General features: G+C 67.3%; 10 protein-coding genes. 8 read left to right on the top strand and 2 right to left on the bottom strand.

The window, feature by feature from the left end; all coding sequences use genetic code 11:
- Positions 1–71: 71 nt before the first annotated feature.
- The 3 genes from HL658_RS29145 to HL658_RS29135 all read left to right on the top strand — a co-directional run bounded on the left by HL658_RS29145 (position 72) and on the right by HL658_RS29135 (position 2,085).
- Positions 72–1,055, top strand: coding sequence for an IS1595 family transposase (locus HL658_RS29145; RefSeq protein ID WP_180285897.1), 984 nt, complete (start codon positions 72–74; stop codon positions 1,053–1,055).
- Between the two features lie 186 nt (positions 1,056–1,241).
- A complete protein-coding gene (locus tag HL658_RS29140) occupies positions 1,242–1,706 on the top strand; it encodes a Panacea domain-containing protein (RefSeq protein ID WP_180287688.1) in 465 nt (154 codons plus the stop codon).
- Positions 1,687–2,085: a hypothetical protein gene (locus tag HL658_RS29135; protein ID WP_180285895.1), complete on the top strand. Its 399-nt coding sequence runs from the start codon at positions 1,687–1,689 to the stop codon at positions 2,083–2,085. The genes HL658_RS29140 and HL658_RS29135 overlap by 20 nt, the downstream gene beginning before the upstream one ends.
- A 955-nt stretch (positions 2,086–3,040) precedes the next feature.
- Here the strand turns inward: HL658_RS29135 and HL658_RS29130 are convergent.
- On the bottom strand, positions 3,041–3,739 hold the full coding sequence (locus HL658_RS29130) for a TetR/AcrR family transcriptional regulator (protein WP_343055380.1): 699 nt from the start codon (positions 3,737–3,739) through the stop codon (positions 3,041–3,043).
- 216 nt (positions 3,740–3,955) lie between these two features.
- On the opposite strand from HL658_RS29130, the gene HL658_RS29125 reads away from it, so the two are divergent.
- The 4 genes from HL658_RS29125 to HL658_RS29110 are packed head-to-tail and all read left to right on the top strand — an operon-like array spanning position 3,956 to position 7,312.
- Positions 3,956–4,735, top strand: a complete 780-nt coding sequence (locus HL658_RS29125; protein ID WP_180285893.1) for an SDR family NAD(P)-dependent oxidoreductase — start codon at positions 3,956–3,958, stop codon at positions 4,733–4,735.
- Positions 4,736–4,749: 14 nt separating this feature from the next.
- Positions 4,750–5,952, top strand: coding sequence for an acyl-CoA dehydrogenase family protein (locus HL658_RS29120; RefSeq protein WP_180285892.1), 1,203 nt, complete (start codon positions 4,750–4,752; stop codon positions 5,950–5,952).
- Complete coding sequence (locus tag HL658_RS29115; RefSeq protein ID WP_180285891.1) at positions 5,949–6,950, top strand: phosphotransferase family protein; 1,002 nt, start codon at positions 5,949–5,951, stop codon at positions 6,948–6,950. The genes HL658_RS29120 and HL658_RS29115 overlap by 4 nt, the downstream gene beginning before the upstream one ends.
- Entirely contained in the window at positions 6,950–7,312 is a 363-nt protein-coding gene (locus tag HL658_RS29110; RefSeq protein WP_180285890.1) for a DUF6285 domain-containing protein, read from the top strand. The genes HL658_RS29115 and HL658_RS29110 overlap by 1 nt, the downstream gene beginning before the upstream one ends.
- Before the next feature lie 105 nt (positions 7,313–7,417).
- Here the strand turns inward: HL658_RS29110 and HL658_RS37880 are convergent, their stop codons facing one another.
- On the bottom strand, positions 7,418–10,627 hold the full coding sequence (locus HL658_RS37880; protein ID WP_180287687.1) for a carbohydrate-binding domain-containing protein: 3,210 nt from the start codon (positions 10,625–10,627) through the stop codon (positions 7,418–7,420).
- 843 nt (positions 10,628–11,470) lie between these two features.
- Here HL658_RS37880 and HL658_RS29100 point away from each other — a divergent pair.
- Positions 11,471–12,961, top strand: a complete 1,491-nt coding sequence (locus HL658_RS29100; RefSeq protein ID WP_180285888.1) for an undecaprenyl-phosphate glucose phosphotransferase — start codon at positions 11,471–11,473, stop codon at positions 12,959–12,961.
- The last annotated feature ends 4 nt before the right edge of the window (positions 12,962–12,965 follow it).

Here is a 12,965-nt window from a genome sequence, read left to right as displayed (position 1 = left end):
TAGCTTTCCCGTTGACAACCCCACGGGCAAAAGCTAACATATCCGTACGCTTCATCACGGATGTGAACGCCATGTCTCAGCACTTCCTCCTCTCCGCCGCGGCCCGCACGCTCTCCCTGGCGAAGGTGCTGCGCATGAGCCAGACGGAAGCGGAGACGGTGTTCGCCCGCATCCGCTGGGAAGAGACGGAGGGGCGCCCGGTGTGCCCGGCTTGCGGCTGTGATGCCGTCTACGACTGCCGCCGGCCGAACGGCGCGCCGCGCTGGCGCTGCAAGGCGTGCCGCAAGGACTTCTCCCTCACCTCGGGCACGCTGTTCGCCTTCCACAAGCTGCCGCTGGTGATCTACCTCGCGGCCATCGCGATCTTCGTCAACGAGGTGAAGGGGAAATCGGCGCTGGCGATGTCCCGTGATCTCGGGGTCCAGTACAAGACGGCCTTCGTGCTGGCCCACAAGATCCGGGAAGCCATGGGCGCCGACATCAAGGGCGCCATCGTCGGCGGAGAGGGGAAGGCCGCGGAGATTGACGGAGCCTACTTCGGCGGGCACGTCCGGCCGGAGAACAAGAAGGCAGACCGCAAGGACCGCCGGCTTGCCGAGAACCAGACCGGCAAGCGCCGCTGCGTCGTCACCATCCGCGAGCGGGACGGCCGCACCCTGACGGGCGTCTTCCCCTCCGAGGATGCCGCCAACTCGTTCATCAAGACGCGGATCGCGAAGGGGACCGACGTGCACGCCGACGAGTCCCCCGCCTGGAACTCCCTGCATGCCCGCTACGCCATGCACCGGATCAACCACCAGGAAGCCTATTCTCTGGACGGGGCGTGCACCAACGAAGCGGAATCCTTCTTCTCCCGTCTCCGCCGGGCGGAGATCGGGCACCACCACCACATCAGCGGCATCTACCTGCATCGCTACGCGCAGGAAGCCGCCTTCCGGGAAGACTGCCGCCGGGACAGCAACGGCATGCAGTTCCGCCGAGTCGTGTCGCTGGTCACCAAGAACGGCCCCTCGGTGGACTTCTGCGGGTACTGGCAGCGGAGCCGGAGCATCTGATTCGAAGCTGGCGCCATGCCATTTCGCACAAGCGAGCTAACGCCTTCACGTCTCAGGCGCAGTTCCGTGAACGTTCTATGCTGGGGCGCGAATCAACAGCCTTGTCAACGAGAACGTTCCATGAACCTCTTGAACATACCACTAACGTGGAGTATCAATAGGGCCGGGAACTCGAAATGGGCGATCATGCCGCTTCACGACGCACGCGACGTTGCCAACCAAATCATCCGCCGGGCAGCAATGCACCGTCGGACGCTTACGCCTATGCAGGTGCTCAAGCTAGTATATATGAGCCAAGGCTGGATGCTTGGTTTGTATGGACGTCCGCTGTTCTCACAATCTGTTGAAGCTTGGCAGTATGGACCGGTTATTCCAGATGTGTATCATGCATTGAAGGGATACGGGAGTAGTCCTGTGCTCGCCACAATAAACTGCCCGCAAGAACATTACGATCCACAAGAAATAGACATAATAAATCAGGTAGTTGATATTTACAAAGACTGGAACGGCATCGAATTGTCTAATTGGACCCATCAACCAGGGAGCCCATGGCACACTACATGGCATATAAACGGTAGAAACTCGACCATTCCGATTGATACAATACAAGCATATTTCAATAGGTTGGCTCATGAGTCCGCCAGACAGTGAATTCTTGCATCCACCGCCAGAGCTAAAGCAAATTCCGCCTGTTACGGCTTTAAACAAGCCGGATGCTCTGGGCGATGGAGACGATAAGGCTGAAAAAGAAGCAAACGCCATTGCGCGCGGCGATCTAGAAGATATTGCCAGCAAGAAAGAACATGGCCGCAGAGAAGAGATAAGGGATGAGCTTCTTTGGCATGCTAAATGGACAATAAGATTTGTTGGCGCTATGTGTATTTTGGCTGTTGCGGTTTTTTCATTTCATTATTTGGCGCCTGCAAACTGGCACTGGCTAAACGAAGATCAACTTGGAAGCGTCAAGACATTTTTGTTTAGTGGCGCAGTAATCGGCGTTGCGTCAAAATTTTCGACGCGGTATTGGTAAACTGTCCGGAAGACAGGCGCCGCGTTGCCCCTATGCACTTCCCGATCACTTCGTATCACCATTGCTGAGCAAGAGGCGTATGGAGTCGCATACTGGCGCCACGCCGCTTTACTCTGTCAACCAGACCCCAGCGCCGGCCTTCACCACCCCCTTGCTCTCCATCCGTCGCAACACCCTCTCCGCGGCCCGCGTAACCACAGGCACGCCCCAGCTCGGGACATCCTTCCCCTCGCAAACGGCCTTGACGAGCTGTCCTGTGGTGGCGGTCCCGCCGGCCTTCCTGAGAGCGTCCAGAAGGGACCGGGAGAACTCCGGCCCCTTGAACCATCGGTCTATGCGGAAGCGCTTGGGGAGCTTCCCTACGGGCCGGGGGAGGTTCGGCAACCAGGTCTGTGCCTGGCTGTGCCCGAGGAGCTGGGATAGGGCGCCGTCCACATGGCGGAGAGCGGAGCGGAGACGGCGCCGCTCTCGATCAACGGCCGCGAGCTGCGCCAAGAGGGTGGACCGGCGGGATTCCAGAACCGCTATCGCGACGTCGTCAGGGGTGGGGCTCTCCATGGCGGGAGAGGATACCAGGGGGAGAACGGGGAACCGGGCGGGGGCTGGTGGCGGGTGCTACATAATTCCGGAAGAAGGAGAGGGACGAAGCCCTGGCGCAGAACGCGCTTCAATGAGGCCCCGGCATTTCTGCCGGGGATAGGGGGTACCTTGCAACCCGCTGAATCCGCCCCGCGAATCACCCTGTTTTCGAGAGGTCCGTGGAAGCGGTTGGACACGCGCCGGAAACGGTTCCGTTTCGTTCTCAACGATGTCAAAGAACCCAAAAAAATCAACGGTCCGCCGGATTCGAGCGGTGCCGGGATTTTGGCGTGCACCGGAGCGCTCGCAAAAAAGAACGGCAGTGGAACGTAGCATGGCGGCGCGAATTTGTCACCGTGCCTTCGCGGCTGGGTCGTCAAGCCCCGTCCGCCACCCCCAGCGCGCGCTCCACGAAGGCGGTCACGGTGGCGGCGTAGGCGTCGGGGGTGGTGCCGCGGCGGCGGTGTTTCCAGCGTTTCAGGTACCAGTCCTGGAGCAGCGGCTTGACCAGCGCCGCGGCCATCACCGGATCGTCCGCGCGGTAGACGCCCGCGCGCATTCCGGCGGCGATGGCGTCGGCGAACAGGTGTTCGGTCGCCAGCTCCTGGGCGATGGTGTGGTCGCGCGCCTCGCGGTGGAAGGCCTTCACCTCCATGTAGGCGAAGGCGAACCAGGGCTGCATGGCGTCACTCAGCAGCACGTGGCGGCGGATCAGCCCGGCCAGCCGGCGGCGCGGGTCCTCCTCCCCCGGCTCGTACGGGGCCAGCACCCGCTCCACCGCCTCCGTCACCGCGTCGAGGATCAGGGCGAGCAGCGTGTCCTTGTCCTGGATGTAGGTGTAGAGGGCGCCCATGCTCAGCCCGCTGGCCTCGGCCAGATCGCGCATGCTCATGGAGTGGAAGCCCTTGCGCCCGGCGATGTCGAGGGCCGCCGCCAGCAGCCGGGCGAGGTTGGGAACGGCGACCTTCGGCTTCTTCACCCGGATGCGCCCGCCGTGGGCGGCGAACAGCCGCGCGGCGATGGCCTCCGCGGTCAGCCCGTGGCGGGCGGCGAAGGCGGGGGTGTCGACGTCCACTGTGCCGTCATCCCCGCGCAGGCGGGGATCCAGGGCATTTCGGTCGCGTGTCGGCCCGGCTGGATTCCCGCCTTCGCGGGAATGACGGGAAGGGGATGGCTCGGCCTCTGGCGAGGGGGGCTCTGGTCGCGTGTCCATCGGCATACGAAATCACTTGCGGAATTCCGGCGCCATGGAATTATAGCGAACGCTCGCTCACAATTCGAGGCGGACATCATGACCCACCCCTTCGCACCGGGCCTACTGGCCGGCCGCGTCGCCCTCGTCACCGGCGCCACCTCCGGGCTGGGGCGGCATTTCGCCACCGTGCTGGCGGCGGCCGGGGCCACCGTGGCCGCCGCCGGGCGGCGGCGCGACGCGCTCGACGGGCTGGCGGCGGAGGTCGCCGCCGCCGGTGGCCGCTGCCTCGGCATCGCGATGGAGGTGACGGACCCGGAGTCGGTGCGCACCGCCTTCGAGGAGGTGGAGGCGCAGGCCGGCCGCGCGCCCGACATCGTGGTGAACAACGCCGGCATCACCGTGACCCGGCCCGCCATGGACCTGACGCCGCAGGAATGGTCGTCGGTCATCGACACCAACCTGACCGGCTGCTTCACCGTGGCGCAGGCGGCGGCGCGGCGCATGCGCGCGCAGGGGGGTGGGGGGAGCATCGTCAACATCGCCTCGATCCTGGGCCGGCGGGTCGCCGGCATGGTGGCGCCCTACGCCGCGTCCAAGGCCGGGCTGATCCAGCTCACCAAGGCGCTGGCGCTGGAATGGGCGCGCGACGGCATCCGGGTGAACGCGCTGGCTCCCGGCTACATCGAGACCGACCTGAACCGCGACTTCTTCGCCGGGGAGGCCGGGCAGCGCATGGTCAAGCGCATCCCGCAGCGCCGGTTGGGCCGCATGGCCGACCTGGACGGGCCGCTGCTGCTGCTGTGCTCCGACGCCTCCGCCTACATGACCGGCTCCGTCCTCGACGTGGACGGCGGCCACCTGCTCAGCACGCTCTAGAGGGAGACCGCCCCATGGACTTCGCCCTGCCGCCCGAGATCGACGACGTACGCCGGCGCGTACGCGCCTTCGTGGACACGACCATCCTGCCGCTGGAACGCGACCCGGCCGCCTACGACGAGCATGAGAACATCGCACCCGCGGTGCTGGAGGAGGTCCGCGCCAAGGCGAAGGCGGCGGGGCTGTGGTCGCTCCAGATGCCGAAGGAGCGCGGCGGCGGCGGGCTGAACACGGTGGGCATGGCCGCCTGCTACGAGGAGATGAACCGCTCGATCTTCGGCCCGGTCTGCTTCAACAGCGCCGCCCCCGACGACGGCAACATGGTGCTGCTGAACAAGGTCGGCACCGAGGCGCAGAAGGAGCGCTGGCTGCAGCCGATCATCGACGGCAAGGTCCGCAGCTCCATCGTGATGACCGAGCCGGACCCCGGCTCCGGCTCCGACCCCGCCGGCATGATGCTGACGCGGGCGGAGAAGCGCGGCGACCGCTGGGTGGTGCATGGCCGCAAATGGTTCATCACCGGGGCGGAGGCGGCCAGCCACTTCATCCTGCTGGCCCGCACGTCGGACGACCCGCGCAAGGGCCTGTCGGCCTTCCTCTACCACAAGGACCAGCCGGGCTGGCGCATCGAGCGGCGCATCCCGATCATGGGGCCGGAGGAGCATGGCGGTCATTGCGAGCTGGTCTTCGACGGGCTGGAGATCCCGGAAGACGATGTGCTGATGAAGATCGGCGACGGGCTGAAGGCCACCCAGATCCGGCTCGGCACCGCGCGGCTCACCCACTGCATGCGCTGGCTGGGCCTGTCCAAGCGGGCGCTGGAGATCGCCACCGAATACGTCTCCCGCCGGCAGGCCTTCGGCAAGGCGCTCGCCAAGCGCGAGAGCGTGCAGACCATGCTGGGGGACGCCGCCCTCCAGATCGAGATGGGGCGGCTCCTGACCATGAAGGCCGCCTGGAAGCTCGACCAGGGCGATTTCGCCCGCAAGGAGGTCAGCATGGCCAAGGTCGTGGTAGCCGACGTGCTGCACCAGGCCATCGACGTCGCCATCCAGCTCAACGGCGCCCGCGGCTATTCCAAGGACACGCCGCTGGAATGGATGTACCGCTACGCCCGGCAGGCGAAGCTGGTGGACGGCGCGTCGGAAGTGCACAAGATGGTGCTGTCGCGCTTCCTGATGGAGGAGGGCCAGGATTTCTGGCGCTGGGGCGTATGATCGAGGAGAAGCGGGAGGATCTGGCCGCCTGGATCGCCGGACAGGCGGGGGTGGAGCGGGTGACCGTCACCGGCCTGTCGAAGCTGTCGGGCGGGGCGATCCAGGAGAACTGGGCGGTCGATGTGGAGTTGCCCGGCGGGCCGCAACGCTACGTCCTGCGCACGGACTCCCCCTCCGGCGTGGCGGTCAGCCATGGCCGGGCGCAGGAATACGCCCTGTTCCGCGCCGCCTTCGACGCCGGCGTGACGGTGCCGGAGCCGCTGTGGCTGGAGCCGGCCGGGGACGTGCTGGGCAAGCCCTTCTTCGTCATGCGGCGGGTCAACGGCGTGGCCGCCGGCCACCGGCTGGTCAAGGACGACGCGCTGGTGCCCGACCGTACGGCACTCGCCCGCCGCATCGGGCGGGAGATGGCGCGCATCCACACCATCCGCCCGCCGCGTGCGGATCTGGACTTCCTGCCGCTGCCGGACGGGCCGCCGGCCCTGGCCGCGGTGCGGGGGTTCCGGGCCTGGCTGGACGGGCAGGGCACGCCGCAGCCGGTGCTGGAATGGGGCCTGCGCTGGCTGGAGCGCAACGCCCCGCCGGCCGGAGCGCTGGCGCTCTGCCACAACGATTTCCGCACCGGCAACTACATGGTGGCCGACGGCGAGCTGACCGGGGTGCTGGATTGGGAGTTCGCCGGCTGGGGCGACCCGCTGGCCGACATCGGCTGGTTCTGCGCCCCCTGCTGGCGCTTCGGCGCCCGCAAGCGGGAGGCCGGCGGCATCGGTGCGCTTGAGGATCTGCTGGCCGGCTACGAGGCGGAGGGCGGCGCGGCTGTCGACCGTTCGCTGATCCCCTACTGGATCGTGATGGCGACCATGCGCTGGGCCATCATCGCGCTCCAGCAGGCGGCCCGCCATGTGCGCGGCGGGGAGACCAGCCTGGAGCTCGCCTTGACCGCCCATGTGGTGCCGGAGCTCGAGCTGGACCTGCTGGCGATGACGAAGGAGGGGTGATGCGGCACGAACCCACCGCCGAGAACCTGCTGGAGACAGCCCGCGCCGTGCTGCGCGACCGCATCCTGCCGGCCCTGCCGCCGGAACTCCGCTACGAGGCGCTCATGGTCGCCAACGCCATGGCCATCGCCGCCCGCCAGATCGCCGCCGGCGACCAGCCGGTGGAGGAAGCCGCGGCACGGTTGCGCGCGCTCTACGATGCGTCGGGGGAGACGGCGGGCGCACTCGACGCCCGGCTGGTGGCGGAGCTGCGGGCGGGCGCCTTCGACGCCCCCGGCCCGCGGCGCGACGCGCTGTACGACCACCTGCTGGCGACCGCCCGCGCGCGCGCCGCGGAGAGCAACCCGAAGGCGCTGGGGTAGGCGCCGGGCACCGGGCCCCCACCCGCCCGCTGGCGCGGGCGACCTCCCCCGTCGAAGATGGGGGAGGGTCGGGGTGGGGGCACTCGGTGCCGACGCTGTGCGGATCTACATCGCCCCGAGATTGAAGATCAGCGCGGCGGGGTGGCCGATCTTCTCGGTGCCGGGCAACAGGTCGGGGTGGCCGCGATCGTAGGCGGCGTCCTCGGCCTGGTACACCGTGCCGCCGACCTTGATCCAATCGACATACAGGTTGCGGTCGGTGGCAGCGGAGCCGCCCCAGTCGTCGTTGAGGAAGCGTACGGACACCGTCTCGATGTCGGTGTCGGCGGTCTGGAAGCTGAACTCCTGCCAGCCCTCGCCGTGCTGGACCGACACCGCGGTGTCGGCGCCGACCTTCTGGCCGTCCACCGTCAGCCGGAACAGCGGGTCGCCCTTCCAACTGTCGGCCGCCGCGCGGACCGTGATCGTGGTGGTCGCCGGAGCTGGGGCTGGCGTCGGGGCGGAGGAGGCCGGCGCGTCGTTGACGAAGGCGAAGTCGTCGGCCGCGAACTGGCTGACGGAGACGTTGCGGAACAGCACCCCGTCCGTGGAGCCCAGCGTCAGGATGGTGTCGGCGCCGCTCTGGGTCATGGCGGCTTTCACCTGGGCGAAGCTGGTGAAGCCGAGATTCTCCAGCCGCGCCACGTCGCCCAACCCGGCCCCGGCCTGGAAGTCGGCGACGATGTCGTAGCCGGTTCCGGCCTGGAAAACGAAGGTGTCGCTTCCGCCGCCGCCCTTCAGCCAGTCTTTGCCGGCCCCGCCGTTCAGCACGTTCTTCCCGGAACCGCCCTCGATCCGGTTGGCGAGCGCGTTGCCGGTGGCGTTCTGGTCGGTGCCGGCGATCAGGTTGATGTTTTCCACATGGTCGGGAAGCGTGAAGAACTTGGCCCAGCTCCGCACCGTGTCGATGCCCTCGCCGGCCAGCTCGACCACCACGTCCTGCGGCTGATCCACGACATAGGTGTCGTGGCCCTTGCCACCCGCCATGGTGTCGTAACCGCCGCCGCCGTCGATCTGGTCGTTCATCGTGCCGCCGTTGATCACGTCGGCCTTGCCGGTGCCGGAGCGGTACCACTCCACCGGGCCGGGACTGGCCGGCGGTTCCACGAAATTCGCCACGGGCGTGCCCGGAGCCGGCGGGGGCGGCGGCGGCGGCGGCGGGGGCGGGGGCGGCGACACCGGCCCGCTGTTCACGAAGGCGAAGTCGTCGGCGGCGAAGTCGGCCACCCGGCGGCCCAGGAACAGCACGGTGTCATTGCCGGGCAGGGTCAGCAGCGTGTCGTCGCCCTGTTGCGAGAGGGCCGATTTCACCTGCGAGAAGGTGGTCATGCCGAAATTGACCAGCCGCACCACGTCGCCGGCGCCCTCGCCGGCCTTGAAATCGGTGACGGTGTCGTGGCCGGAGCCGGTCTCGACGATGAAGGTGTTCTTGCCGCCACCACCGGTCAGCCAGTCGTTGCCGGCCTTGCCGTTGATGGTGTCGTTGCCGGATCCGCCCTTGATGCGGTTGGCGAGCTCGTTGCCGGTGCCGGTCTGGGCATAGCCGGCGATCAGGTTCAGGTGCTCGACGTGGTCGGGCAGGGTGTAGGAACCGGACCAGCTATCGACGCTGTCGATGCCCTCGCCGGCCTTCTCCACCACCACGTCCTGCGGCCGGTCCACGACGTAGATGTCGTGCCCCTTGCCGCCGGTCATGGTGTCGGTGCCGCCAGCGCCGTTGATGTAGTCGTTGAGATCGGCGCCGGTCATCACGTCGTTGCCGGCGGTCCCGGTGCGCGAATACTGGGTGCCGGTCGGGGCGGTGGCCGGGGCGGCGGGGCGCCAGGCCGGCGGCGGTGCGGGGGGTGTGCCGGTGAAGACGAAGTCGTCGGCGGCGAACTGCGACACGCTGCGGTTGGTGAAGACCACCACATCGCCGCCCGGCAGGCTGAGGATGGTGTCCTTGCCGAACTGCTCCATCGCCGCCTTGACCTGGTCGAAGCTGCGGATGCTGAAGCTGTCCAGCCGGACCACGTCGCCGGCCCCCGCACCCCCCTGGAAGTCGGCGATGGTGTCGCGCCCGGTGCCGGGACGGATGAGGAAGCTGTCGTTGCCCTCGCCGCCCATCAGCCAGTCGCTGCCGGCCCCGCCGTCCAGCGTGTCGTTGCCGGTGCCGCCGACGATGCGGTTGTCCAGCGCGTTGCCGATGCCGGTCTGATTGCCGTTCGACAGCAGCGTCAGGTTTTCGACGTTGTCGGCCAGGGTGGTGACGGCGAGGCGCGAGCGCACCTCGTCCTTGCCCTCGCCGGCCAGCTCGACCACGCGGTCGCCGGTGTTGTCGAGATAGTAGGTGTCGTCGCCCGTGCCGCCGCGCATCGTGTCGGCCCCGGCCTTGCCGTCCAGCCGCTCGCTGCGGTCGGTGCCGGTCAGCGTGTCGTTGCCGGCCCCGCCCTCCACCACGTTCAGCGCCGCGCCGCCGAATTCGTCCCGGTATTCCGCCCCGGTGGCGGCGTTGTGCCCGTCGCTGAGCTTGCCGGAGTAATCGACGTAGGAGTTCCAGTAGCTCTGGTAGGCGACGTCGTATTTGGCGAACCAGTCCGACGCGTGCTGGATGTAGGCGCCGGCCCCGTCGCTCATGACGCCCCATTCGGAATAGGCCGTCTCCTTGCCGTGCGCGGCGGCGAAGTCCTGGTGCCATTGCAGGCCGTAGGGCGCGGTGACCATCTTGGTCCAGGCCGCCTCCGGGTCCTTCGGGTCCCAGCCGGTGTTGTAGTAGAAGTCCATGCCGATGATGTCGACATAGTCGTCGCCGGGGTACGCCTTCTCCGGGTTCATGCCGAGATCGCCGTGGTTGGGCGTCCACTCGAATTTGAAGCGGTCGGACACCGAGCGGAAGCTGTCCACGAACTGCCGGAACGCGTCGATGTAGGTCTGCTCGCGGCCGACGGCGCTCCATGGGAACCAGCCGCCGTTGAACTCCCACCCCGTGCGGACGATGATGTCACCGGTCGGCTGCGCGTCGGCCAGGATCGTGGCGACCTGCGTGTAATACTCGTTGTAGGTGCCGGTCGCGGCGCTGGACAGGCTGGCGTTGTTGGTGATCAGCGGCACCGACCACAGCATCTGCTTGTCGATGCCGGCCCACAGCTTCGTCGCCCAATCGGCGCTGCCGACGAAATCCTTCCAGTCGGCGCGGCCGATGAAGCCATGCACCGCATCCGCCGGCTGACCCAGCCACGTGTCGAACTTCGCGACTTCCGCCGGCGAATTGCCGACGTACACGCCAATCATCGTCATGGCCGGAGCCTCCTCGCTGCCTTGCTGCGTGCGCGCGTCACCCGGGACCGGACGGATGTCCGATCATGTTTCCGTCTGCGCCAATTCGTTTGTGGTAATCCGAAATATAGAGGAGATGCGGCACCGCCGGCTTGTGACCATTTTCGGCCTATCCGGAATACATCTTGATTTATATCAATTATTCGGGGGAAAGCCGTCGCGGTTCCATCTGTGTTCCACCGATCGGACGATCTCCGGAAGGCGGGCGGGATCATCCATCGGGTGGGATCGGCTGTCGGAAGTGCTCACCTTGTCGATCATTGGCGCATCCGGCTGCCTTTTTCGTGCTTCGCCGCCGATTGTTGCTCGGCCTATAAGCATTCGAAGCACAAAGCCCTGTGTTTGACGAAAACCTCGCATCGGGCAGGCGCCGCCTTCGGTCATTTCCGAACGCGGTGGCTGCCGGGGGATCGCCCATGACGAGCGTCACCGCCGCGCACGCCGTGCCGGGACCGGAGTGATACCGATGTCCGGCATTCTCCGTAAGATCACGGTTACTCCAATTTTCGTTTGTGGTGTGCCGTTATTATCATGGCATAATGCACCGCATCAAAATCCTGAACCGTTCCGGTTCCGGCCAAGCATTTTGAATAACGACTGATCTGTGGTGGAGCGGGATTATTGGTCCTGCTCGGCAATTGGAATCGCCTCGACGATCGGTCACGGCTTGTGTCCGGCATCGCAGGGGTCTCTCGTCTGTCGCATGATTTGGAAGCCTTGGATGAAGAAGCGCCGGCCGCGGTGAAACAGCCGGCCGCCGGGAGAGGGGCTGCGTGGTCATCCGATCGTGTGGGGGAAGCGGGCATGCACTACGCGTTCATCGAGGGGCCGTCGTCCGAGGCGTTGCACAGACCGGCGGTGCCGGCGCTCGGCGTGCCGCTGCTGGGCGGGCTGGTGGCGTTCGGGGAATTCACGATCCTGGTCGCCACGGCGCTCACCGCCTACGCCATTTATCTGGAAGGCATCCTCGACGCGCCGCAGCTCCACCGCTACGCGGCGGTCGCGGTCATCGGGTCGGCGCTGATCGTCGCCGCCAACTCCTGGGCCGGGCTCTACCAGCCGCGGGCGATGCTGAGCCTGAAGGCCCAGCTGCCGCGCCTGCTGGGCAGCGTCAGCACGGCGGCGCTGATCATCGTGGGGTTCGGCTTCCTGCTCCAGATCTCGTCGCAATACTCGCGCGGTTGGGCGGCGCTGTGGTTCATGGCGAGCATCGGCAGCGTCGTCGCCTACCGCGTCCTGCTGACCGGCTGGCTGCGGCAACAGGCCGCGGCCGGACGCTTCCGCCGCCATGTGGTGGTCGTCGGCACGGGGGAGGAGGCGGGGCGCTTCCTGGCGCGGGTCGGCGGCCAGGGTGCGGGCGACCTGTCGGTCAGCGGCGTGTTCGCCCAAGGGGCCGGGCCGCTGTCGGGCGTGGTCGGCGGGCACCCGGTGCTGGGCGCGCTGGAGGACCTGTGGCTGCATGTGCGCGACAACCCCGTGACCGATATCGTGCTGGCCCTGCCCTGGTCGGACGAGGAGCGGCTGCGCGCCGCCATCCATCAGGTCAGCATGCTGCCGGTGGACGTGCACATCCTGCTGGGCGCGGTGCCGCAGCTCCAGTCGCGCCTGATGCTGACACAGACCGCGGGCACGGCGGTGTCCTCGATGGCCGGAACCCTGATGCTGGAGGTCGCGCACCGCCCGCTGAAGGGCTGGAACGCCGTGGTGAAGCGGGCCGAGGATCTGGTGCTGGTCGGCCTGCTGCTGGCGGTGTTCGGGCCGCTGATGCTGCTGATCGCGCTGGCGGTCCGGTTGGACAGTCCCGGCCCGGCGATCTTCCGGCAGCAGCGCTTCGGCTTCAACAACCGCCCCTTCGAAATCTGGAAGTTCCGTACGATGCATGTGGACCGTGGCGACGCGTCCGGCGCCCGCCGCACGGTGCGCGGCGACGACCGCGTCACCCGGATCGGCCGTTTCCTGCGCCGGTCCAGCCTGGACGAGCTGCCGCAGCTCATCAACGTGCTGCGCGGCGAGATGTCGATGGTGGGCCCGCGCGCGCACCCGGTGTCGATGAAGGCGGGGAACGCCCTCTACCACGAGGCGGTGTCCGGCTACATCGCGCGGCACCGCGTGCGGCCGGGCATCACCGGGCTGGCCCAGGTCAGCGGCTGCCGCGGCGAGATCGACACGCTCGAAAAGGCGCGCCGCCGGGTCGATTTCGACCTGCAATACATCGCCGGCTTTTCCATCTGGCTGGACCTGGAGATCCTGGCGCGCACCTTCGTCTGCCTGCTCCGCGACGACAGCGCCTATTGACGGG

Origin of the sequence: Azospirillum oleiclasticum (genome assembly GCF_013423485.1) — a bacterium.
GTDB lineage: Bacteria > Pseudomonadota > Alphaproteobacteria > Azospirillales > Azospirillaceae > Azospirillum > Azospirillum oleiclasticum.
The sequence above is the reverse complement of the archived record's forward strand: the minus strand, read 5'-3'. Positions and strand labels throughout refer to the sequence as shown.

Coding starts and splice junctions, on each gene's coding strand:
- HL658_RS29145 (WP_180285897.1), top strand. CDS start 72: ATGTCTCAGCACTTCCTCCTCTCCGCCGCGGCCCGCACGCTCTCCCTG.
- HL658_RS29140 (WP_180287688.1), top strand. CDS start 1,242: ATGCCGCTTCACGACGCACGCGACGTTGCCAACCAAATCATCCGCCGG.
- HL658_RS29135 (WP_180285895.1), top strand. CDS start 1,687: ATGAGTCCGCCAGACAGTGAATTCTTGCATCCACCGCCAGAGCTAAAG.
- HL658_RS29125 (WP_180285893.1), top strand. CDS start 3,956: ATGACCCACCCCTTCGCACCGGGCCTACTGGCCGGCCGCGTCGCCCTC.
- HL658_RS29120 (WP_180285892.1), top strand. CDS start 4,750: ATGGACTTCGCCCTGCCGCCCGAGATCGACGACGTACGCCGGCGCGTA.
- HL658_RS29115 (WP_180285891.1), top strand. CDS start 5,949: ATGATCGAGGAGAAGCGGGAGGATCTGGCCGCCTGGATCGCCGGACAG.
- HL658_RS29110 (WP_180285890.1), top strand. CDS start 6,950: ATGCGGCACGAACCCACCGCCGAGAACCTGCTGGAGACAGCCCGCGCC.
- HL658_RS37880 (WP_180287687.1), bottom strand. CDS start 10,627: ATGACGATGATTGGCGTGTACGTCGGCAATTCGCCGGCGGAAGTCGCG.
- HL658_RS29100 (WP_180285888.1), top strand. CDS start 11,471: ATGCACTACGCGTTCATCGAGGGGCCGTCGTCCGAGGCGTTGCACAGA.